This window comes from Aequorivita antarctica (assembly GCF_007997155.1).
GTDB lineage: Bacteria > Bacteroidota > Bacteroidia > Flavobacteriales > Flavobacteriaceae > Aequorivita > Aequorivita antarctica.
Map to the genome: position 1 here is coordinate 291,940 of NZ_VORT01000003.1, position 23,082 is coordinate 315,021.

Sequence of the window (23,082 nt, forward strand, 5' to 3'; positions counted from 1 at the left end):
GGTTAATAACCGAAGTCATCTTTAATCTTGTCTGCCCTATCCAGCAATTTATCAATGGTTATAAAATCCACTTCTTTTTTGTTATAGGCTCCTTGGAAGGTTTTCATTGCTTTTTTTGGCTCACCGGTTTCTTCGTAATAGCGGCCTAAATAATAATCGCCGAGCACGGTGTCTGGATATTGTCTTTTTGCAAGTGTTGCAATCTCACGTAAAGATTCCCATTGATTTTTCTTTTCTGCAGCAGTTGCAGTGGCTATAAAATCGTTTACGCGAATGTTGTTTGTTATACCGAAAAGATCCTCAATCACTTTATATTTATCTAGTAAATATTGACTGATTGGCGTGTCCATTTTCAGCAAAACTTCAGAAAACTCCTTTTTACTAATGGGTCTATAAACTGAAAATATTTTTTCCAAAGCATTCGGAATACCACGTCCGCCAAGGGAATAATGGGTAGCCCCATCAAAATTGTCATAATAATAATTGAAAGATTTACTTTTTAAACCACTTAATTGACTGTTTAAATCCTGAGTAGATTCCATCAACCCTTTAATATCGTCAGTTCCGGTAGCCAAGTAATAGAATATTTTTTCAGGTATTTGTGGAATCCGCGCCACAAGCCGTTCTTCCATCATGGGTGCCATATCTGGACTCAAGTTTATGTATCCATTCAGCAATGGTGGATCTTTGAAAAGATAATAGTTGAGAAAGTTTGCCGTAAAATCGTGCCCAACGCCAATGATGAATTTTGCTGTGCGGTATTTTTTGTCAACATAAGGTATCAATTCTAACCCAATAAATTCAAAAAATTGGGCGCCCTTTTCACCTGGCATAAAGGTTTCGTCATTATAAGAACAATCGTCATAACGGGAATCACCCTGCATAATTCCAATGACTATAGATTCTGGCATATCCTCCCAATAGCTGAAATAATCAACATTTCCAGCCACTGGCTCAAAAAGATAATCAGCATCAAGCACCAATACAATAGGATATTTTTTTTCTACATTGGTTTCGTAATTTCTTGGAAGCTGAATTTTCAGTCTTCGAGTTTCACCGAGTTTGGTAGAATTGAATTCCTCGTAAATTATTTGGGAAAAGGAGGCGTAATTAAGTAAAACGCAAACTGCGAATAGTAGGATTTTTTTCATTGGTTAGAAGTTTTAGGCTGCGGAAAGATAACAAATTTTGAATTTGCGGCATTTTTCGGAAGAAAATTATTTTTAAAACTACAGTCTAAGTCGTTTGCGGTTATAAAGAGGAAGAAGCACTAGAGATAGCACCCCAAAGAAAACAATGGAAGAGATATTTGAAATCCAAACAATCCATCCAAAAGCCACGCCAACGGTTTTTGCGATGCCGAAAACTGTTAAAATTCCAGCTACTGCTGCAGGATAGGTACCGAAACCACTATTGGTAAAGGCAAAAGTGAAACTGCCTACCACAAAAGTGATTATAATCGTGCCGAAAGAAATGTTTGAAGTTTCCGGTAAAGCGTGCATTGCGGTATAAAAAGAAAGCAGATAAAGCCCCCAAATAATAAAAGTGTGAAATAGAAAAGCGCCTTTTTTTTGCATTTTCAAAATACTGAAAACACCTTCTTTCAGACCAATTATAAAGCTTTTTAGTTTTTTATTGATATTCGATTTTGAAAATTTAATATACAACGGAATGCTTATGGCCATCAAAACAATTCCAAAAATGAGAACATATAATATAGATGGCGGTATGCTTTCTAGAACGTAATCATATAGCACATCAAACTTGATTAATAATGCAAGAGCTGTGAAAAAGAGCAGAAAAATAAGATCCACAACTCTTTCAGAAATAATGGTGCCGAATCCTTTTTGAAAAGGCACACCCTCATATTTGTCTAAAATGATACCCCGAGAAACCTCGCCGCTTTTCGGAATAAAAACATTCATTAAATAGGCTACGGAAACTGCCATAAAATTATTGACCAATTTGGTTTTATAACCCAATGGTTCTAACATAAAACTCCAACGATAGGAGCGAGAAAGATGGCTCAAAACACTAAATGCAACCGAAAGCAGAACAAAACCATAGTTTGCATCTGCAAAATATTTTTTGGTTTCTTCAAGTTGTTGCGGTGTGAACGATTGGTAGATATACCAAATCAAGAAAACTCCTAACCCAAGCGGAATCAAGATCTGTAAAAATTTTGAAAGCGATCGGCTCAATTTATCGGAGTAGGTTTGTTTCCTCGTCTGGGAAAACCATTGCGGGCTTGAAAGTTTTGGCTTCTTCCAATTCCATCAGCGCATAAGTGATGAGTATCAGCACATCACCTGGGGCTACGCGTCTTGCTGCGGCACCATTTAATGTGATTTCGCCACTGTTTCGCGGGCCTGGAATAGCGTACGTTTCAAGACGTTCGCCGTTGTTGTTATTTACTATTTGGACTTTTTCGCCTTGAATAATGTTGGCAGCGTCCATTAAATCTTCGTCAATAGTAATGCTGCCAATGTAATTTAGATCGGCGCCGGTAACTTTTACTCTATGGATTTTAGATTTTACTACGTGTATTTGCATCGTGCAAAGATATTAATTTAAAGGCATATTATCTATTAACCGAACTTCGCCAGCAAATGCTGCAATAAAAGCTCTGTATTTTGAACTTTTGTTTTTTTGCTTTGCAGTTTTGAGTGTTTCTTCGTTGGCTATTTCAAAATATTCCAATTTCAAATTGGGGTTTTGCAAAAATCGTTCCGCAACCAAAGCATTCAATTCTTTAATGGATTTAGAACTGAATTTTTCGCGAACTTCATTTAATGTTTTGTAAATAATCGTGGCTTCTTCAAATTGTTTTGCACTTAGTCGTTTGTTTCGCGAACTCATTGCAAGTCCGTTTTTCTCCCTTAAAATAGGGCATCCCATTATTTTTACGGGTAGTTTTTCGATGGCTACTAATTTCTTCACGATTTGCAATTGTTGAAAATCCTTCTCGCCAAAATAGGCAATGTTTGGCTTTACAATTCTTAATAGCTTGCTTACAATTGTACCCACTCCGTCAAAATGTCCCTTTCGGTGTTTTCCCTCCATTTCATTTTCGAGACCTCCGAAATTGTATTTTTTTGCAGAAACCGAATCGTCATACAAGTCTGAAACCTCTGGTAAATACACAATCAGTTCTCCTTTTAGATTTTTTAATAGTGAAATATCATCTTCAGGAGTGCGGGGGTATTTTGCAAGATCAGTATTGTTGTTGAATTGGGTAGGGTTCACAAAAATGCTAACCACCACTAAATGATTTTCATTTAAAGCATTAACAACCAAAGAGATGTGCCCCTTATGTAATGCACCCATTGTTGGCACAAAACCTATTTTGTCATTTTTCGCCACGGAAGACAAGGCCTGCACCATTGTTTCTTTCTGGGTGTATATTACCATAAATTCGGGTTAAGAGCGGGCAAAATTAATATATTAAAGACAATCTACATAAATTTTCGTAATTTTGCGTGTTTTTAATTGCCTCGATACTTTGGGGCGATATCAGAATTAATACCTAAAACCCTATAGATGAAAGATAAAAGAGTCTTGTATGTGTCATCCGAAGTAATACCCTATCTTCCTGAGACCGAGATTTCTTCAATGTCGTTTGAAGCTCCCCGTATGATCAACAACAATGGCGGCCAAATAAGAATATTTATGCCCCGCTATGGCAACATTAACGAAAGAAGGCATCAATTGCACGAAGTGATTCGCCTCTCCGGAATGAACTTGGTGATCAACGATTTAGATATGCCTTTAATAATCAAGGTTGCCTCCATTCCAAAAGAGCGCATCCAGGTTTATTTTATTGACAATGAAGACTACTTTAAAAGAAAAGCGACCTACGCAGATGAAGATGGCAATTTTTATAAAGACAATGACGAGCGCGCCATTTTCTTCGCCAAAGGAGTCATTGAAACCGTAAAAAAATTGAACTGGGCGCCAGATATTATTCACGTTCACGGATGGTTGGCTTCTTTTTTACCTTTATATCTTCGGAATTATTACGGTAACGAACCTCTTTTTGAAAACAGTAAAATAGTTACTTCTGTATACAATCAAGGCTTCGATGGAACGTTAGCTAAAAATACAATTGATAAAATTCGGTTTGATGCTATTGATGACGAAGCCATTGCAGAACTTGAAGAACCAAATTATGTCAACTTAATGAAAATTGCCATCAAAAATTCTGATGCTATTATCGTTGGGTCTGAAGAAATACCAAAAGAGCTTGAAGAATATCTTAACACTTTGGACAAACCAGTGTTAAAATATCACAATATGGAAAATTTTTCGCAGGCATATTTAGATTTTTACAGCGGTAAGGTTTTAAAATAAATTCTTCAACATTAATGATGAAATTTGTTAGTAACGTTTCATCAAAAAAGACAATTAAAAACGGATGAAATGCCTCGTAACAAATTGCGAAATAACGGAAATAAATAATTCGGGCGTTTCCTCTTCTTATACTTATATATCAAATATTACATGCAGATGAAAATTAAAAATTTGTTGCCAATAGCAGGCACTATTCTATTCCTGATTATTGCACTGTCCTCTTGTCAAGAAGACATTAGCACCATTGGTTCCGAAATTTTGGGTGATGAAACTCCAAACGGAATTTTAGACGATTCACAAACAATCGTTTCATACAGCAGAAAGCTTGGCCCCGTGCAGAGCAACAGATTGCCTGGATACCAACTTGGTGTTTACAACGATCCTGTTTATGGAAAATCTACCATAAATTTACTTTCGCAACTTACTTTAGAGCAAAGTAATCCAACCTTTGGCGACACTGCAACTGCAAAAGTAGACAGTGTTTTTGTTTACTTGCCTTTTTTTAGTACCGCAACTACCGTGGATAGTATAACCACATATGAACTTGATTCAATCTATGGTAGTTCCCCTATAAACGTTAACATAATTAAGTCTAATTATTTTTTAAGAGAGTATGACCCAAATAGTGGTTTTCAAGAACTTCAAAATTATTACACTGATCAGGGTTCAACTTTTGAACAAAATTTAGACATACAATTGGGCGCTGTTGAAAATTTCATCCCAAGCAATAGAGGCTTCATTTTAAGAAAAGGCGAAGATGATGAAGAAAAACTAGGTCCTGGATTGCGAGTTAGGCTGGACACCGCTTTTTTTAAGAAGAATATTATCAAGATGCAGGGAACTGAAGAATTGCGTAATAACAATAACTTCAAAAATTATTTAAGAGGGCTTTATTTTGAAGTAAATTCCTCTACCGACAATGGAAGCCTGTTCATTTTTGATAACACCAAAGCGCATGTTTCAATATTTTACACCGTCGATGATGAAGACAACCCAGGTGAAAGAAAAAGTAAAGTCTTTAAATTGAATTTTGGCGGTATTAATGTAAATACCTTCCAAAACGAGCTTTCACCAGAAATACAAACTGCCTTGGAAAATCCCAATATAGAAACTGGGGAGGAAAACCTATACTTGCGAGGCGGCGACGGTATCATTTCGGTAGTAGAACTCTTCGGAAAAGATAATGACAACAACGGCGTGGCCGATGAACTTCAAGTACTTCGCGATAAAAAATGGATCATCAATGAAGCCAATCTTTTCTTTTATGTAAACCAAGATTTAATGGTTGGCGGCGCCACGGAGCCAGAGAGAATTATGATCTACGACCTTAAAAACAGTAACGTTTTGGTAGATTATCTACTTGACCCAACAAATGGTTCGGATCCTGTTAATGCATTTACCAATCACTTTGGAAAATTGGAGAGAGGGAGTGACGGCAATGGCAAATATTATAAATTGAAAATTACCAGTCATATCAGCAACCTTATAAATAAAGACAGTACTAATGTGCCTTTGGGAATCGTGGTTTCACAAAATGTTGCAATCCGTACCACCCAAAAACTTCAAAATCCAATGGAACCTCAAATTGAACAGATTCCATCCAGTACCGTTGTTTCGCCTGAAGGAACTATTCTTTACGGAAACGCAGCCCAAAACCAAGAAAAAAGATTAAAGCTCCAAATTTATTATACTGAACCAAAATAAACCCCGCTTATGTGTGGAATTGTAGGCTATATTGGCAAAAGAGAAGCATACCCGATCATTCTGAATGGTTTGAAACGTTTAGAATATAGAGGTTATGACAGTGCAGGAATTGCACTTTTTGACGGAACAGATATCCAACTTTGCAAAACAAAAGGCAAGGTTGCAAATCTTGAGGAAAAAGCTGAAAAAGAAATTTCACTCAAAGGAAACCTTGGTATTGGGCACACCCGTTGGGCAACCCACGGAGTTCCTAACGACGTGAACAGCCACCCACACTTCTCAAACAGTGGCGATTTGGTAATCATCCACAACGGTATTATTGAGAACTACGATTCCCTTAAAAAAGAATTGATAAAAAGAGGATACACCTTTAAATCTGATACTGATACAGAAGTATTGGTAAACCTTATTGAAGATATTCAAATAAATGAAAAAGTAAAACTCGGCAAGGCGGTTCAAATTGCTTTAAACCAAGTTGTTGGCGCTTACGCCATTGCCCTTTTCGATAGAAAAAAACCCGATGAAATAGTGGTAGCCAAACTTGGTAGCCCTTTAGCAATCGGCGTTGGCGAGGATGAATTTTTTGTTGCAAGCGATGCTTCACCCTTTATTGAATTCACCAACAGCGCCATCTATTTGGAAGATGAGGAAATGGCCATCATCCGCCTTGGACGCGATGTAAAAATTCGAAAAATCAAGGACGACAAATTAGTTGCGCCATACATTCATGAACTCCAACTGAATCTTGAACAAATTGAAAAAGGTGGTTATGACCATTTTATGTTGAAGGAAATCCACGAGCAGCCTGCTGTAATAAAAGATACCTATCGTGGACGATTACTTGCTGAACAAGGCATTGTAAAGTTGGGCGGACTTGAAGATTATATTGAAAAATTCATCAACGCAGACCGCATTATTATTGTAGCCTGCGGAACTTCGTGGCATGCGGGTCTGGTGGCCGAATATATTTTTGAGGATTTAGTACGCATACCCGTTGAAGTGGAATACGCTTCTGAATTCCGTTACAGAAATCCAGTTATTTCAGAAAAAGATGTTGTCATTGCCATTTCACAAAGTGGTGAAACCGCAGATACACTTGCTGCAATAAAACTTGCAAAATCAAAAGGTGCTTTCGTTTATGGTGTTTGCAACGTTGTAGGCTCCACCATTTCAAGAGAAACCCATAGTGGAACTTATACGCACGCTGGACCTGAAATTGGTGTTGCTTCCACTAAGGCTTTTACCACACAAATCACCGTTTTGGCAATGATAGCCCTGCGTTTGGCAAAGGCGAAAGGCACCATCAGCCATCGTGATTTTATGCTTTATCTACACGAGTTGGAGCTAATTCCAAAGCATGTAGAGGAAGCTTTAAAAACAGAAGACAAAATAAAAGAAATAGCTGCCGTTTTTAAGGACGTTCGCAATTTCCTTTATTTAGGAAGAGGATATAACTTCCCAGTAGCTTTGGAAGGCGCCTTGAAACTAAAAGAAATTTCATACATACACGCTGAAGGCTATCCCGCCGCCGAAATGAAACACGGCCCAATCGCTTTGATTGACGAACATATGCCTGTAGTGGTTGTTGCGATAAAAAGCGACCATTACGATAAAGTCGTGAGCAACATTCAAGAAATAAAGGCTAGAAAAGGGAAAATTATAGCAGTAGTTTCAAAAGGAGATACCGCAGTTAGGGAGCTGGCAGATTACGTAATGGAAGTACCACATACTCCAGAGGCTTTATCGCCTTTGGTGACCACCATTCCGTTGCAATTGCTCTCTTACCATATTGCCGTAATGCTTGGCAGAAACGTTGATCAGCCACGTAACTTAGCGAAATCTGTTACCGTAGAGTAATTCAAGGTTTCATGCTTTAAGTTCCATGTTTCAAAAATAGTGGATCAAGACCATCATCTTGGCTCAAAAAGTTCTGTTTCCTGATTCCCTCACATCATATTTCCAAATAAATTGATACTTTTAGATAATGAAAGTTATCAATCTAATTTCCGGGCCCCGAAATCTTTCAACGGCATTAATGTATTCCTATGCACAGCGCGAAGACATTACAGTTTTAGACGAACCTTTTTACGGCTATTACCTTAAAAATGCTTTTTTGGAAAACGGGCATCCTTCGCAAAAGGAAATCCTTCAAACGATGGAACTGAAAGAAGAAAAAGTTGTTGAAGAAATAAATTTACTTTCAGAAAAAAAAATCGTCTTTGTAAAAGGAATGGCGCACCATTATTTATCAGAAAACCCTTCTTTTATCTTGAACTGGGGAAATGTAATTCTCATTCGGCACCCCAAAAAATTGATAGCTTCCTTTTCAAAAGTAATCCACACGCCCACTCTGAATGATATTGGCATCAAAAAAGCTTCGGAATTATTTTTATTTCTAAAGAAAAATGGAAAAACACCAATCGTAATTGACAGCGATGAACTTTTAAAAGATCCTGAAACTTATCTCAAAAAACTTTGCCATCTGCTAAACATTCCTTTTTCTTCAACAATGCTTCGGTGGAAAAAAGGCGGTATTCTGGAAGATGGTATTTGGGCAAAACATTGGTACAGCAATGTGCACAATTCTGAAGGATTTGCAATTCAAAAAAGTAGCGCGCAGCCCTTCCCTAAACATTTGGAACCTTTGCTCGAAAAAGCCTTGCCTTACTATGAAACATTAAAAAATAATATTTTAATCAACAATTAATATGCTTCAAAAATCCAACCCCAAAAACGACAATATCCAAGTATTTATAAAAGACAAACTCTATCCGCGAAGTGAAGCAAAAGTTTCGGTTTTTGACAGTTCCGTACAAGGCGGTGATGCGGTTTGGGAAGGATTGCGTGTTTATCCCGAAGGCGTTGTTTGTTTAGACAAACATTTAACCAGACTACACGAATCTGCGAAAACATTGCTATTTGCTGATATTCCTTCCAAAGAATTCATAAAAAAAGCTATAAAACAAACCCTTGATGCCAATGGAATGACGGACGATACCCATATTCGTCTGACGTTAACTAGAGGTGAAAAAATAACCAGCGGTATGGATCCAAGATTGAATCAAAGCGGTTCTTGTTTAATTGTTTTGGCAGAATGGAAACCTTTGGTTTACGACAATAGCCACGGAATAAAAGTAATAAGTACCAGTCAACGTCGCAACTCACCACAATTTTTGGACAGTAAAATACACCACAACAATTTGCTCAATAATATAATCGCAAAAATCCAGGCTAACGTTGCTGGAAAAGACGCCGGATTAATGCTGGACGATCGCGGTTTTATAGCTGAACTGAACGGCAGTAACGTTTTTATGGTGAAAAACGGAAAGGTTCTTACACCTTTCGCACACGCTTGTTTACCTGGTATAACGCGAAATTCAGTAATTGAAATGTGCAAAAAAAACAATATCGAAATCGCCGAAGCAGATATTACACTTTCCCAATTCTACAATGCCGATGGCGTTATAGCAACAGGCACTATGGGAGAGCTTACTCCGATTGTTGAAATTGACGGTCGAAATATTTCAAAAGACGATCCACTTCAGAAAAGAATAATTACAATTTTTGCGAAAGAAGTTCGCGGGTTGTGTGAAAAGCTTTGATTTTATTAGACCTAACAAGGTTTTAATTGACTTCCGAAGCTTTTTTCCGCAGAGGAAGAAAAACTATAAGGTCTCTTAGCAAAAAACTGTAAATTTTTTAAACTTGGCGTTGCAATTTTAATTCAGAAAAAACTATCTTTGCACCGTTCAAAACAGGGGTGGTTTTTTCACCCTTAGATAACTATAAAATAAACAGTTACTCATGTCACAAAGCATAGGAAAAGTTGCACAGATTATTGGCCCGGTAGTTGACGTTGCGTTTGATAGCGGATCGGAACTTCCAAAAATATACGACTCTTTGGAGGTAAACAACAACGGAAACCTTTTGGTTCTTGAAGTTCAATCTCACATTGGTGAAAGCATGGTTCGTACCATATCAATGGATTCTACTGACGGTCTTAGCCGCGGTGTAGATGCAGTTGCAACCGGAGCACCAATTCAAATGCCAATCGGTGATGATATTTACGGCCGACTTTTCAACGTAATTGGTGATGCTATTGACGGTATTGGAAACTTGCCAAAAGCTGGCGCTAACGGTCTTCCAATCCACCGCGATGCTCCAAAATTTGAAGATCTTTCAACTTCTACCGAAGTTCTTTTCACAGGTATTAAAGTAATTGACCTTATTGAGCCTTATGCAAAAGGTGGTAAAATTGGTCTATTCGGTGGTGCTGGTGTTGGTAAAACAGTACTTATTCAGGAGTTGATTAACAATATTGCGAAAGGCCACGGTGGTCTTTCAGTATTCGCTGGTGTAGGTGAACGTACTCGTGAGGGTAATGACTTGCTTCGCGAAATGCTTGAGTCTGGTATTATTAAATACGGTGATGACTTTATGCACTCTATGGAAAATGGCGGATGGGATCTTTCAAAGGTTGACAAAAAAGTGATGAAAGAATCTAAAGCTACTTTTGTGTTCGGACAGATGAACGAACCACCTGGAGCACGTGCACGTGTTGCACTATCAGGTTTGACCATTGCTGAATATTTCCGTGATGGAGCTGGCGAGGGTCAAGGGAAAGATGTACTTTTCTTCGTAGATAACATTTTCCGTTTTACGCAAGCGGGTTCTGAGGTTTCTGCACTTCTTGGGCGTATGCCTTCAGCTGTGGGTTACCAACCAACTTTGGCAACAGAGATGGGTGCGATGCAAGAGCGTATTACTTCAACTAAAAGAGGTTCTATTACTTCTGTACAAGCGGTTTACGTACCTGCGGATGATTTAACGGATCCAGCACCGGCAACAACGTTTGCCCACTTGGATGCTACAACCGTACTTTCACGTAAAATTGCTGAGCTAGGTATTTATCCAGCGGTAGATCCATTGGATTCTACTTCTCGAATTCTTACCGAAGCAATTCTTGGAAAAGAGCATTACGATTGCGCACAAAGAGTAAAAGAACTTTTGCAGCGTTATAAAGAATTACAAGATATTATCGCAATTCTTGGGATGGAAGAACTTTCCGAAGAAGATAAATTGGCGGTAGGGCGCGCACGTCGTGTACAGCGTTTCCTTTCTCAGCCATTCCACGTAGCAGAGCAGTTTACAGGTATTCCTGGAGTTTTGGTTGATATTAAAGAAACAATCAAAGGTTTCAACATGATTATGGATGGTGAATTGGATAAACTTCCAGAAGCAGCTTTCAACCTTAAAGGAACAATCGAGGAAGCAATTGCCGCTGGCGAGAAAATGCTTGCTGAAGTTTAAAATAGTAATTAGAAGTTAGTATTGAGTATTTAGACTTTTACTCAATACTAATTTCTCAATACTCAATACTAAAAATATGTACTTAGAAATAGTAACCCCCGAAGCATCCTTAGTTGCTGGAGAAGTTGAAAGCATAACCGTTCCTGGCGTGGATGGTGAATTCCAAATGTTAAACAACCACGCTCCTATTGTTTCCGTTTTGCAAAAAGGCAAAGTGAAGTTTAAAGGAAATCCTACGATTGCGGAAGGTTTTGAGAAAAAATTTTCTCAAGAAGACGGGAAATGGGTTCTTGAAATTTCTGGCGGAACTATTGAATGTAACAACAACCGCGTGATAGTTTTGGCAGATTAAACCATATAAAACATCAAAATATTAAATCCCAAATTCCAAAATGATGGAGTTTGGGATTTTTGTTTTCATAAATAATATTTAAAGTTATATAAACACCCCTATCAACAATGCAAAGAGATTTGTAAATTTGTTCCGAATGAAAACGCTATGCAGTTAAAGGAAATAGACAGGGTAAAAACCATTACCAAAGAAGATTTTCTAAAGAATTATTTCAAGCCCCAAAAACCCGTCGTTATTGAAAGGTTTACAGAGGAGTGGCCTGCTTTTAAAAAATGGGACCTTGAGTATATGGCCGATATTGCGGGAGATATAATGGTTCCACTCTATGACAATCGCCCTGTGAGCCATAAAGACGGTTTTAACCAACCGCACGCCAAGATGAAAATGCGCGAATATGTTGAGCTTCTAAAAACCGAACCTACCAAATACCGCATCTTTCTTTGGAATATTCTAAAGGAAGTACCGCAACTTCAAAACGATTTTGACTATCCAGATTTTGGATTAAAACTGATGAAAGGCCTACCGATGCTTTTCTTCGGCGGAAAAGATTCCTACACCTTTATGCACTACGATATCGATTTGGCAAACATCTTCCATTTTCACTTCCAAGGAAAAAAGGAAGTGATACTTTTTGATCAAACACAAAACAACCACCTATACAAAATACCCCATTCCTTAATAACTAGAGAAGATATTGACTTTGCAACTCCAGACTATGAAAAATGGCCTGCGCTAAAAGAAGCTAAAGGCTATAAAGCCAATTTGGAACATGGCAACATACTTTATATGCCCGAAGGCTATTGGCATTATATGCGCTATATTACCCCTGGTTTTTCCATGAGTCTTCGCGCTATGCCCAGAAACCCAAAAAACTTGGTAAAAGCTGTTTACAATATTGCATTTATGCGCTATTTCGATCAATTAATGCGAAAACTGAAAGGCCAAAAATGGATTGATTGGAAAAATGAACAAGCTATTGTTCGCACAAATTATAAAATCAGGAATTATTGACTAAATCCCATTATAAACATTAAGCTAAAGATTAATAGGCTGTTGAATTATATCCTGAAAGCAACAACTGTAGCCAACAATGCACAACAAAGCCACCATTAATTACTTTATCTCCCCAACCTTCCCATAAACAAGCTCACTCTCCCACCCCCGATAAAAAAGATAGTCTGCCAATTTCTTTCGTTTTTTCTGAAGGTCTTTTTCTGAAACCAATTGTTGCATTCGCTTTTCTGCTAAGGCTTCAAAGGTTTTGTAGTATTCAGAATCAGGAATTTCCTTTAAAGCAATTTTAATGTTGAATTTTGAAATTTGACGCATTTTCAATTCATTCACAATCCTATTTCTCCCCCACTTTTTTGTTCTAAACTTTCCGCGGGCAAAGGCTTGCGCAAAGCGAGTTTCATTTAAAAAGTTGTGTCTTAATAAGTGATCTATTATTTCATCCACCGCTAAGGGAACCATCCGCATTTCATAAAGCTTTTGATGTACCTCTTTATGGCAACGCTCTTGGTAGGCGCAGTAACGCTCCATCTTTTTGGTGGCTTCATCGACGGTGTATGTTTTGTGGGTGTTCAATTTTTTTTAAAAATTATTCGTTTTCTCTTTGTGTCCTTTGTGCCTTCTTGGCGGACTTAGTGGTAAAATTAACCACAAAGAACACAATGTTTTTCACAAAGTTCACAAAGAAATTTTTATAACCATAACAATAGTTATAAAAAATTAAATACTATTCATAGGAATAAGAACAAAAAAAAACCCCTTCAAAATAAATTGAAGGGGTTTTGATTATTTAATCATTTCGCCGTCTTTATCGACAAAGTGATATTCGAGATACGTATACGCATCGCGAGGTTGAATTTTTACCCATTTTTTGTGCTCCAAAAACCATTTGGTGCGCACACTTGGGAAACCTTTGGTTAAAAAGGCCGCTATAAAAGGATGTGTATTGAGTGTAATCTTTTTATAGTCCTTTGTGAAAAGGCGTTTTACCTCTTCATTTATTCTATTTATAACGATGATAGGCGCTTCAATTTCCCCGTCGATCACATTGCTGGGATCTTCTTCACGGGTCTTGATGTTCATTTCTGGCCTAACGCGTTGACGGGTTATTTGTATTAACCCAAACTTGCTTGGTGGGAGTATTTTATGCTTAGCCCTATCGTCATTCATTTCTTCACGAAGGTGGTTGTAGAGCTGTTTGCGGTGATTCGCGTTTGCCAAATCAATAAAATCTATCACAATAATTCCTCCCATATCGCGCAACCTTAGCTGTCTTGCCACCTCGGTGGCTGCAATCATATTCACTTCCAGCGCTGTGCCTTCCTGTGTTTTTTGCTTGTTGCTTCGGTTACCGCTGTTCACGTCTATAACGTGCATTGCTTCGGTATGTTCAATTACCAAATAAGCTCCTTTGCTACCTGATACTGTTTTTCCGAAGGAAGTTTTAATCTGCCTGTCAATGCCGAATTTCTCAAACATCGGAACATTGCTATCATAAAACTTTACGATATTGTCTTTCTTTGGTGCAATTTCCTGCACATAATCTCTTATTTTCAAGTATAAGGTTTCATCGTCAATATGTATTGCGGAGAATGAATCGTTAAACATATCACGGATGATAGAGGCTCCCCTATTTAACTCGCTTAGCACTTTTGATGGGTGGTGCGCCCCTTGTAGCTTCTTACACATCGCCGTCCAGCGATCCATAAGGTTCTGTAAATCTTTGTCCAGTTCTGCTACTTTTTTGCCCTCGGCTACGGTGCGTATAATAACGCCAAATCCTTTGGGTTTAATGCTCGTAATCAAGCGTTTTAACCTGTCTTTCTCTTCGTTGGTTTCTATTTTTTGTGAAACAGAAACGCGATCGGAAAAGGGAACCAAAACAATATATCTTCCAGCTATAGAAAGCTCGGAACTAATTCGTGGTCCTTTGGTGGATATGGGTTCTTTTACAATTTGAACCAATATGGATTGATTGCTTTTTAAGGCATCATTTAAGTTACCATGCTTATCAATCTCTTTTTCAAATGGAAAGTTATTTAAAGAATAATCTTTTAACTTACCTGAACTAACACTTTTCACAAATTTTAATTGCGAAAGTATTTTTGGGCCCAGATCATGATAGTGTAAAAAACCATCTTTCTCATAGCCCACATTCACGAAGGCGGCGTTAAGCCCAGGTACAGTTTTACGTATTTTAGCGAGAAATATGTCGCCTACGGTAAAATTGTTATCCTCTTCTTCTCTGTGAAGCTCTATAAGTTTTCCATCCTTTAAAAGGGCAAAATCAACTTCTTGTGAACCGGACCTAATAAATAATTCGTAGTTCACGTTACATTAATTTTGTTGCCCGCCTAAAGCGGACTAATTAAACAATATTTTTCACAGGTTTTCTATAAAAACCCGGCGAAATTACACCAAAACCAAAAGCCGGTTGTTGCAATTTCATTTTCAAAGAACAAATTTTCGTTTGTTTTATTAGAAAATTGGACCAAAAAGGCACATTTTCCAAAACACTTTTAAAACAGAAAAAGTAGTTTAGAAACTACTTTTTCTTTTTGTGGCGGTTAGCGCGACGTCTCTTCTTGCGCTTGTGAGTCGCTACCTTATGTCTTTTTCTTTTTTTACCACTTGGCATACTGAAGTCTTTTTTAATGTCCTGAATTTACTTCAAGGACGGGTTATTATTATTATTTTACGTCCACATTGGTTTTTACACCTTCAACAAAAACTTTTGCAGGTTTAAAAGCCGGAATATTGTGGGCTGGTATTTTAATGGTTGTGTTTTTTGAAATGTTTCTCCCTGTTTTTTCAGCTCTTGTTTTGATAATAAAGCTTCCAAAACCTCTTAAATAAACATTGTCGCCACCTTCAAGAGAATTTTTCACTTCTTCCATAAAGGTCTCAACTGTAGCTTGAACTTCATTCTTTTCCATTCCTAATTTTTCTGAAATCTTCGCTACGATATCTGCTTTCGTCATTACTTTTAAATTTTAATTAATTTTCTTTTACTAGTTTTTTTTGAGACCGCAAATATACATATTTTAAAATCAATAATTCAAGCCTTAATCCTTTAAAATTTAAAGGGATATAGATTAATTTTACCTAATGCCGAAAATAGTCCCGTATTTCCCCAATAAACTCATTTCGTGGTATTTACAAAACAAACGTGAATTGCCATGGCGAAATACCGCAAATCCATACCATATTTGGCTTTCCGAAATCATGCTACAGCAAACTCGTGTTTTGCAAGGTTTGCCCTACTATTTGAAATTCGTTGAAGCCTATCCAAAAGTTGAAGATTTGGCCAAAGCCCCCGAAGATGAAGTTTTAAAACTCTGGCAAGGTTTAGGCTATTATTCCCGCGCTCGAAACTTACACACTACTGCAAAAATGGTTTCGGAAGAAATGAATGGGGTCTTTCCAGATAATCATAAAAATTTATTGAAACTAAAAGGTGTTGGTGATTACACCGCAAGCGCTATAGCCAGTATCTGTTTCAATAAACCAGAGGCAGTAGTTGATGGAAATGTGTACCGTGTCCTTTCGCGTGTTTTTGGAATTTCCACTCCTATTAATACATCCACTGGTCAAAAAGAGTTTAAGCAGCTTGCTCAACAATTAATTGACGAAAAACAACCGGGCACTTTTAACCAAGCTATTATGGAGTTTGGCGCGCGCTATTGCGTGCCGCAAAACCCCGATTGCGGAAACTGTATTTTCAACGACAACTGCGTGGCTTTTCAGCAGAAAAAGGTAGCTGAGCTTCCTGTGAAAATAAAGGCTAAACCTGTGAAAAAAAGGTTTTTCAACTATTTGGTCATTCTTTCGGAAAACGAGCGCACCATCCTTCAACAGCGTATGGGAAAGGGAATTTGGCATAAACTGTACGAATTTCCACTGATTGAAACTTCAGAAGAAGTAAACCTATCAACCCTAAAAAAACTTCAACAGTTTCAGGATTTTGCAAAAAAAATAAATATTGAAACCATATCACTTTTCAACGAAAAACCAGTGGTGCACAAACTTTCACACCAACATTTAAATACGCAGTTTTGGATTGTGGAAACTTTGGAAGATTCTGAAAACACTGTCCCAATTTCTGAAATAGGAAATTACGCCGTTCCCGTTTTAATTGCAGATTTTGTTTCGGAGTTTTTTGAAAATTATTGATTTTCTATACTTTAATATCACAGTATGAATTCAATTCATATAAAAATTTAAAAATTGATTATATTTAAAACGCAAAATCTACCTTTGCACAATATTAAAGATATATAATTATGAGTGGAACATTGAACAAAGTAATGTTGATTGGGCATACCGGTGATGATGTAAAAATGCATTATTTTGAAGGCGGAAACAGCTTGGGCCGTTTTCCACTTGCAACCAACGAAACCTATACAAACAAAACAACCAACGAACGTGTAACCAACACCGAATGGCACAATATTGTGGTACGAAACAAGGCCGCGGAAATCTGTGAAAAATATTTGAAAAAAGGCGATATGGTTTATATTGAAGGTCGCCTAAAAACCCGCAAATGGCAAGATGACAAAGGGCTAGATAGATACAGCACTGAGATTCACTGTACAGATTTCACCTTTTTGACCCCAAAGGGCGAAAGCGCTTCAAATAATAATTCTGGGCAAAATACTCAGAAACCTCAACCTTCAGCGGAACAGCAAAACAACAATTCAGTTTCTGACGAAGAGGACGACCTTCCTTTTTAATGTTTAACTAAACCCAATAACTTGGACACAGAACCCCCTGGTTTACTTTTCTTTTTTACCGTTTTGGATATTACCCAAATAACAAGCGGCGTAATGCTGATTGTTCTTTTAGCCTGTTCGGCCCTCATTTCGGGCGCCGAAGTGGCTTTCTTTTCATTGACTCCCTCTGATTTTGAGACTAATGAAGAAAAAGCAATCGCAAAAAAGCTTGGGATTGTACAGCGTTTGTTGGCAAGACCAAAAAAACTGTTGGCTACTATTTTGGTTGCGAATAATTTTATAAACATTGCTATTGTACTGATTTTCGACTCTTTGACCGATGCACTTTTTTCGGGAATACAATCCAACTTTTACGGCATTGATGTTCGTTTTATTGTTGAAGTAGGCGTGGTTACATTCTTTATTCTGCTCTTTGGTGAAATTCTTCCAAAGATCTATGCAAACCGTAATCGAATTTCGTTCGCCGTGTTTATGGCACAGCCGCTTAATATTTTAGACACACTTCTTTCGCCAATAAGTCTACCAATGCGTTCTGCCACCTTGTATCTTCACGATCGTTACGGAAAGCAGAAATCCAATATTAGCGTAGACCACCTTTCACAGGCACTTGAACTTTCTAACCAAGACACTACTTTTGAGGAGCAGAAAATTCTACAAGGCATCGTAACCTTCGGAAATACAGACACCAAGCAGGTAATGAAAAACCGAATGGACATATTCGCACTCAACGAAGACCAATCCTTCAAAGAAATTCTGCCAGAGATTATCCAGCGCGGGTATTCGCGAATTCCCGTTTACAAAGACAGTATAGACACCATAACGGGGATTCTTTATGTGAAAGATTTGATACCTTATACAGACCGGAAAATCCTCGATTGGAAAAACCTGAAACGCGAAGCCTATTTTGTTCCTGAAAACAAAAAACTGGACGATTTGCTGAATGAATTCAAGGAAATGAAAATGCATCTCGCTATTGTAGTTGATGAATATGGCGGAACCAGTGGGTTGATTTCTTTGGAAGATATTATAGAGGAAATTGTGGGCGAAATAAGTGATGAATTTGATGATGAAGATTTGATCTTTTCAAAGTTGGACGACAATACGTTTGTTTTTGAAGGGAAAACACCGCTTAAAGACTTTTATAAAGTAATAAAACTCGAAAATCCAGAAATTTTTGAAGATGAAAAGGGCGAAGCAGAAACACTGGCTGGATTCCTTTTAGAGATTTCAAAAGGCTTTCCGAAGAAAAACGAAATAATATCTTTTCGCAATTATGCGTTTACCATTGAAGCGTTTGAGAGCAAGCGCATCAAACAAATAAAACTTATCATTGAAAATCAATAGCTTTGTCTTCCTTTTCCTTTCAGGTCTTTTAATCCTCACTTCCTGTGAAGATGATGTTTTAGTAAAACCTTCGGCTATGCTTCGTTTGGATTATCCAAAACCTGAGTACCGCACAATAAAAACAGACTGTCATTATTCGTTTTCAGTGAATGAAAACACAACAATCGTCCACAAAAAAGATTGCAACATAAACATAACATACCCAAATATGAAGGCTACTTTGTATTTGACCTATAACGACGTTCGGAGCAACAATCTGGATTCCTTGTTGCGGGATGCCCAAAATTTGGCTTACGACCACACCAGTAAGGCAAACAGTATTCCCGAGCAACCTTTTGTGAATCCTGACAAAAAAGTGTACGGAATGTTTTACATGATAAACGGAAACGCCGCTACCCAAGCCGAATTTTATATCACCGACAGCATAAACCACTTCCTGAACGGCGCGCTGTATTTCGACGCTAAACCGAACTTCGATTCCATCTATCCAGCTGTGGTTTATCTTCGTGAAGACATCCGTAAACTGATGGAGACAATTACCTGGAAATAACTGTCCACGAGGCTGTTTTTGAAAAAGTTAACAAAGCCTTTGCAATTGGTTCGGCAAGTTTTTGTAACTTTTGACTGTAAAACTAACAGCTATGTTCGAAGTATATTCCCGTTACGGTATTTGGATTGCAGTAATTTTAATTGCGTATTTTCTTCTATTAAAGTTAATTGGTTTGGATCAATACCCTATTTTGAGTGTGGTAAATGGATTGATTTATGGAGCTGGCTTGTATATGGCGATGAAAAAATACAGCAGCAGAAAAAATAAATTTAAATATGAAAAAGGCTTTGAAGTAGGACTGCTTTCTGGAGGAATAGCAACCATTATCTTCACTGTTTTTATGGCCATCTATATGTATCAAATAGATACTGAATTTGCAACTGCCATAATGGAAAGGTGGGATCTTGAGTTCGCTTTAGGAACCCTGATGCTCCTTTTGACTATTATGATAATGGGTTTTGCCACCACCTTGGTTTTAACACTCTCTTTTATGCAACTTCTCAAAAAATCTTGGAACACCAAGGATGGAAACAGGAACACACTTTAAATAAAATTCCAAATTTAAAATTTCAAATTCCAAAAAAACAAAACGCATTGAATACGTGATTAATTGGCTTTGAAAATATTAACCAAAAAACACTTTGTTGTTTCCTTTTTAAAAATTATATTTGCACCCGCTTTTACTGGACGGTAGAAGCATAATGTTTAACTAATTTATAAACGATTCGCTATGTACGCAATTGTAGAGATAGCAGGGCAGCAAGTAAAAGTTGCAAAAGACCAAAAGGTTTTTGTTAATCGTTTGCCAGTTGAAGAAGGTAAAAAAGTGTCTTTTGACAATGTACTTCTTATTGGTGACGGAGACAAAATTACCATTGGCGCCCCAGCTATAGACGGAGCTCAAATAGGAGCTAAAGTCGTAAAACACCTTAAAGGTGACAAGGTTATTGTATTCAAAAAGAAAAGAAGAAAAGGTTTCCGTAAGAAAAACGGTCACCGTCAATATCTTTCTGAAATCATAATCGAGAGCATTGTAGCTTCAGGAGCTACACCTGCCAAAAAGGACGAAGCTAAAAAAGCTACTCCAAAAAAAGAAACTAAGCCAGCCGCTGCAAAAAAAGCCGAAGCTAAGCCAGAAACCAAGAAAGCTGCTCCTTCAAAAAAAGAAATTGAAGTAAGTGAAAACTTGGTTACACGCGCAGAGCACCGTGCTGAAGATGCTCACATCGAAATCAACATCGATAAAGTGCTTCACAGCATTGGTACAGCTACAAAATCAGATGCTGATGACTTGAAACTCATCAACGGTATTGGCCCAGCGTATGAAGCGAGACTTAATGAAGTAGGCATTTATACTTGGGAACAAATAAGCAAACTTAAAGCTGCAGACCGCGAAGAGCTTTCAGCTATTGACGGGATTACCCGCGATAAGATTGAAGCTGAAGAGTGGGTAAAGCAAGCTAAGGAATTGTTGAAAAACAAATAAACCAAAATCATTAATTAAAAAAGCATAAACCATGGCTCACAAAAAAGGAGTTGGTAGTTCCAAAAACGGTCGCGAATCAGAATCGAAACGTCTTGGCGTTAAGATTTTCGGAGGGCAGGCTGCCATTGCTGGAAATATCATCATAAGACAAAGAGGAAATACACATCACCCAGGTGAAAACGTGTACGGTGGTAAAGATCATACCCTTCACGCTAGAGTGGATGGTACAGTAAAATTCACCAAAAAGAAAGATAACAAGAGTTACGTTTCAATCGTTCCAAACGCTGAGGCATAGTAACAAACTATCTTGTTCAATATTCAAAAACCTTCACACTGTGAAGGTTTTTTTGTTTTAGTGTACAAGTATTTTAAAATTCAGAAAAGGAAATAGGATTATTCAAAAGTAGCCATTTCTTATCCTCAGGATAGTGGGAGTAAATAAAATCCGAAGGTCTTGTTAGAAACCAAAAATCATCGGGCGTGACGTTGCTGCCGTGACTTATGGCCCAAGTAATATCCAGAAGCTGCCATTTGCCATTAAGCTTTATAACATTCCATGTATGGTCGGGTTTTTTGTTTTTTTGAGCTTTTCCCGTGTAATCCTTAGTATATCCGTGGACCACTTCCGCGGAAATACCTACATCTTCACATAAATTTTTAAAAAGGAAGGCAAACCCACCACAAAGTGCCATTTTCCGCTCCAAAACCTTCTTTATCACATTTTCTTCGGAAATGTAAAATTCTTTTTGAAGTTTTACATTCCTTCGCAATTCATTGTCGTACGAAATATTGGCAGCAATCCATTTATAAATTGCCGTGGCTTTTTCAGTATCCGTTGCTGCGTTTTTCGTAATCTTAAACGCAAGTGTTTTGGTGGAAAAAATAGTCTTGTTTTCCTTCGGAAACGATTTTTTATGAGTTCTGTTATTGTCAATAACAGCGCCAATCTGCCCAAAGGAATTGAAGCCAAAACCCATAAGTAAAATTGAAAGAAATAAAATTGACCTTTTCAGCATATTGAATATAGTATTATACTGAAAACGAAATAATAAGAATTATATTGAAAATACTGTTGTTAAAAATTACTTGAGCAATTCTTTTAAATCTTCTTCTGAAACATTCAGCAAACCAACTTTAGGTAAACGCGCAGTAAGCTTTCGCCAATTTTCATCCTTTTTATAGATATTCTGGAGCATTTCAGAAGCGTGCGCAATTTGTTTATCGTTTGCCAGCGTTATAGCAGTCCAATATTGCATTTCCAAGTTTTCGGGAAACATTTTCATGGCGGCATTGTATTCATCCATCGCGCTTTTCATTTCATTCTTTTCAACAAACAAATCGCCTTGATTCATATGTTCATAAGCCCGAAATACTTTTAAAAGCCTATCAATTTCTTTTATAGGATTTTCAGAATCATCCACACGTAAGTCTATAAGCCTGTCATTCCATGGTTCTTTGGTAGCTTCAGGAGAGACAATCATTAATGCTGCAGATTGTTTTCCGCGAATATCACCTCCCGCATTTTGTGCGGCTAGCAAAACTGCTACCATCCTTTCGGCCAAAGGCATTTCATTATTTTCTTTCCAAGCTTTTTCCATTGCTGGAACTACTTTATCGTTAAGCATCATATTTGCCTGTACCGAAAAGTTTTCGCCATTGTTGTGACCTGCATAATCTATACAGCTTTTTCCGGTGTGTGTTGCAACCCTGCCCTGCTTGTCAAGAATGGCCACCTGCCTAAAATCTCTTCCTTCATCATCACTCAACAAAATATTCAGCGCCTCTTGAGGAGATTTCCCTTGTTTCAATAAATCCAAACCGCGAATTCCGAAGGATCTGTTGGTAAAAGATTGCGTGGCAACAACTCCAACTCCAGCTTCGCCCCATGAAACACCAGTACCTACACTAAACCAATGACTCTGCACTGCTACCGCCATTTCTCCAGTTTTTGCATCACGTGCCACTATTGAAAATGTGTGTGCCAAAGGATCGTTAGGTTTAATTGTTTGCGCCATAGATGGAAGAATCGAAAATAGACCGAAAATTAAAAGAATAGGTTTCATTGTATACATTTTAGTACCTAAAGATAAATTTTTATTATAACAATTAGAAGATTTTAAACTACTACCAAAGAAAAGCATAGTCATTTTAAAGCATAATATTTATTGATTTTTGAATTTATGGCAAATGGTTTAGTGTTTGAATTCCATTATAATATACTATTTTAGTACTTTATTAAAAC

Annotated in this window: 24 protein-coding genes; 15 read left to right on the forward strand and 9 right to left on the reverse strand. The window is 37.6% G+C overall.

Annotated elements, in window-relative coordinates; genetic code table 11:
- Positions 1–2 precede the first annotated feature (2 nt).
- From ESU54_RS05955 to panC, 4 genes are all read right to left on the reverse strand, one after another.
- Positions 3–1,151 (reverse strand): alpha/beta hydrolase, encoded by a 1,149-nt coding sequence (locus ESU54_RS05955; protein ID WP_111843361.1) that lies wholly within the window; start codon positions 1,149–1,151, stop codon positions 3–5.
- Between the two features lie 78 nt (positions 1,152–1,229).
- On the reverse strand, positions 1,230–2,201 hold the full coding sequence (locus tag ESU54_RS05960; RefSeq protein WP_111843360.1) for a lysylphosphatidylglycerol synthase transmembrane domain-containing protein: 972 nt from the start codon (positions 2,199–2,201) through the stop codon (positions 1,230–1,232).
- 1 nt (position 2,202) lies between these two features.
- The gene (gene panD / locus ESU54_RS05965; protein WP_111843359.1) at positions 2,203–2,553 is read right to left on the reverse strand and encodes an aspartate 1-decarboxylase; all 351 of its coding nucleotides are present in this window, start codon (positions 2,551–2,553) and stop codon (positions 2,203–2,205) included.
- Positions 2,554–2,565: 12 nt separating this feature from the next.
- Positions 2,566–3,411, reverse strand: coding sequence for a pantoate--beta-alanine ligase (gene panC, locus ESU54_RS05970; protein WP_111843358.1), 846 nt, complete (start codon positions 3,409–3,411; stop codon positions 2,566–2,568).
- A gap of 129 nt (positions 3,412–3,540) precedes the next feature.
- Here panC and ESU54_RS05975 point away from each other — a divergent pair, with 129 nt between their 5' ends.
- The 8 genes from ESU54_RS05975 (at position 3,541) to ESU54_RS06010 (ending at position 12,727) form a co-directional block, all read left to right on the forward strand.
- Positions 3,541–4,350 (forward strand): glycogen/starch synthase, encoded by an 810-nt coding sequence (locus ESU54_RS05975; protein WP_111843357.1) that lies wholly within the window; start codon positions 3,541–3,543, stop codon positions 4,348–4,350.
- Positions 4,351–4,506: 156 nt separating this feature from the next.
- Positions 4,507–6,054 carry a DUF4270 domain-containing protein gene (locus ESU54_RS05980; protein WP_160113244.1) on the forward strand — a complete coding sequence of 516 codons (1,548 nt, stop codon included), beginning with the start codon at positions 4,507–4,509 and terminating at the stop codon, positions 6,052–6,054.
- Between the two features lie 9 nt (positions 6,055–6,063).
- Positions 6,064–7,911, forward strand: coding sequence for a glutamine--fructose-6-phosphate transaminase (isomerizing) (glmS, locus tag ESU54_RS05985; protein ID WP_111843355.1), 1,848 nt, complete (start codon positions 6,064–6,066; stop codon positions 7,909–7,911).
- Positions 7,912–8,038: 127 nt separating this feature from the next.
- On the forward strand, positions 8,039–8,761 hold the full coding sequence (locus ESU54_RS05990; RefSeq protein ID WP_111843354.1) for a sulfotransferase-like domain-containing protein: 723 nt from the start codon (positions 8,039–8,041) through the stop codon (positions 8,759–8,761).
- Position 8,762: 1 nt separating this feature from the next.
- On the forward strand, positions 8,763–9,656 hold the full coding sequence (locus ESU54_RS05995; protein ID WP_111843353.1) for an aminotransferase class IV: 894 nt from the start codon (positions 8,763–8,765) through the stop codon (positions 9,654–9,656).
- 202 nt (positions 9,657–9,858) lie between these two features.
- Complete coding sequence (gene atpD / locus ESU54_RS06000) at positions 9,859–11,364, forward strand: F0F1 ATP synthase subunit beta (RefSeq protein WP_111843352.1); 1,506 nt, start codon at positions 9,859–9,861, stop codon at positions 11,362–11,364.
- Between the two features lie 76 nt (positions 11,365–11,440).
- The gene (locus ESU54_RS06005; RefSeq protein WP_111843351.1) at positions 11,441–11,716 is read left to right on the forward strand and encodes a FoF1 ATP synthase subunit delta/epsilon; all 276 of its coding nucleotides are present in this window, start codon (positions 11,441–11,443) and stop codon (positions 11,714–11,716) included.
- A gap of 147 nt (positions 11,717–11,863) precedes the next feature.
- On the forward strand, positions 11,864–12,727 hold the full coding sequence (locus ESU54_RS06010; RefSeq protein WP_111843350.1) for a cupin-like domain-containing protein: 864 nt from the start codon (positions 11,864–11,866) through the stop codon (positions 12,725–12,727).
- Positions 12,728–12,829: 102 nt separating this feature from the next.
- Here ESU54_RS06010 and ESU54_RS18305 read toward each other — a convergent pair whose 3' ends face one another.
- The 3 genes from ESU54_RS18305 to ESU54_RS06025 form a co-directional block, all read right to left on the reverse strand.
- Positions 12,830–13,303, reverse strand: a complete 474-nt coding sequence (locus ESU54_RS18305; protein ID WP_111843349.1) for a regulatory protein RecX — start codon at positions 13,301–13,303, stop codon at positions 12,830–12,832.
- Between the two features lie 210 nt (positions 13,304–13,513).
- Positions 13,514–15,058: an Rne/Rng family ribonuclease gene (locus tag ESU54_RS06020; protein WP_111843348.1), complete on the reverse strand. Its 1,545-nt coding sequence runs from the start codon at positions 15,056–15,058 to the stop codon at positions 13,514–13,516.
- A 359-nt stretch (positions 15,059–15,417) separates the two neighbouring features.
- Positions 15,418–15,708, reverse strand: a complete 291-nt coding sequence (locus tag ESU54_RS06025; protein ID WP_014782104.1) for an HU family DNA-binding protein — start codon at positions 15,706–15,708, stop codon at positions 15,418–15,420.
- Between the two features lie 127 nt (positions 15,709–15,835).
- On the opposite strand from ESU54_RS06025, the gene mutY reads away from it, so the two are divergent.
- The 7 genes from mutY to rpmA all read left to right on the forward strand — a co-directional run bounded on the left by mutY (position 15,836) and on the right by rpmA (position 21,135).
- Positions 15,836–16,900 (forward strand): A/G-specific adenine glycosylase, encoded by a 1,065-nt coding sequence (mutY, locus tag ESU54_RS06030; protein ID WP_111843347.1) that lies wholly within the window; start codon positions 15,836–15,838, stop codon positions 16,898–16,900.
- 110 nt (positions 16,901–17,010) lie between these two features.
- Positions 17,011–17,460 carry a single-stranded DNA-binding protein gene (locus ESU54_RS06035; RefSeq protein ID WP_111843346.1) on the forward strand — a complete coding sequence of 150 codons (450 nt, stop codon included), beginning with the start codon at positions 17,011–17,013 and terminating at the stop codon, positions 17,458–17,460.
- A gap of 21 nt (positions 17,461–17,481) precedes the next feature.
- A complete protein-coding gene (locus ESU54_RS06040) occupies positions 17,482–18,804 on the forward strand; it encodes a gliding motility-associated protein GldE (protein WP_111843345.1) in 1,323 nt (440 codons plus the stop codon).
- Positions 18,791–19,354, forward strand: a complete 564-nt coding sequence (gldD, locus tag ESU54_RS06045) for a gliding motility lipoprotein GldD (RefSeq protein ID WP_111843344.1) — start codon at positions 18,791–18,793, stop codon at positions 19,352–19,354. Before ESU54_RS06040 ends, gldD begins: the two co-directional genes overlap by 14 nt.
- A 91-nt stretch (positions 19,355–19,445) precedes the next feature.
- On the forward strand, positions 19,446–19,901 hold the full coding sequence (locus tag ESU54_RS06050) for a DUF4199 domain-containing protein (protein WP_111843343.1): 456 nt from the start codon (positions 19,446–19,448) through the stop codon (positions 19,899–19,901).
- A gap of 183 nt (positions 19,902–20,084) precedes the next feature.
- On the forward strand, positions 20,085–20,840 hold the full coding sequence (rplU, locus tag ESU54_RS06055; RefSeq protein ID WP_111843342.1) for a 50S ribosomal protein L21: 756 nt from the start codon (positions 20,085–20,087) through the stop codon (positions 20,838–20,840).
- Between the two features lie 31 nt (positions 20,841–20,871).
- Positions 20,872–21,135, forward strand: coding sequence for a 50S ribosomal protein L27 (gene rpmA / locus ESU54_RS06060; RefSeq protein ID WP_111843341.1), 264 nt, complete (start codon positions 20,872–20,874; stop codon positions 21,133–21,135).
- A 73-nt stretch (positions 21,136–21,208) separates the two neighbouring features.
- Here the strand turns inward: rpmA and ESU54_RS06065 are convergent, their stop codons facing one another.
- Together ESU54_RS06065 and ESU54_RS06070 are read right to left on the reverse strand one after the other, a co-directional pair.
- Positions 21,209–21,856: a transglutaminase domain-containing protein gene (locus ESU54_RS06065; RefSeq protein ID WP_111843340.1), complete on the reverse strand. Its 648-nt coding sequence runs from the start codon at positions 21,854–21,856 to the stop codon at positions 21,209–21,211.
- Positions 21,857–21,922: 66 nt separating this feature from the next.
- Positions 21,923–22,903: a DUF1028 domain-containing protein gene (locus ESU54_RS06070; RefSeq protein ID WP_111843339.1), complete on the reverse strand. Its 981-nt coding sequence runs from the start codon at positions 22,901–22,903 to the stop codon at positions 21,923–21,925.
- Between the last annotated feature and the right edge of the window lie 179 nt (positions 22,904–23,082).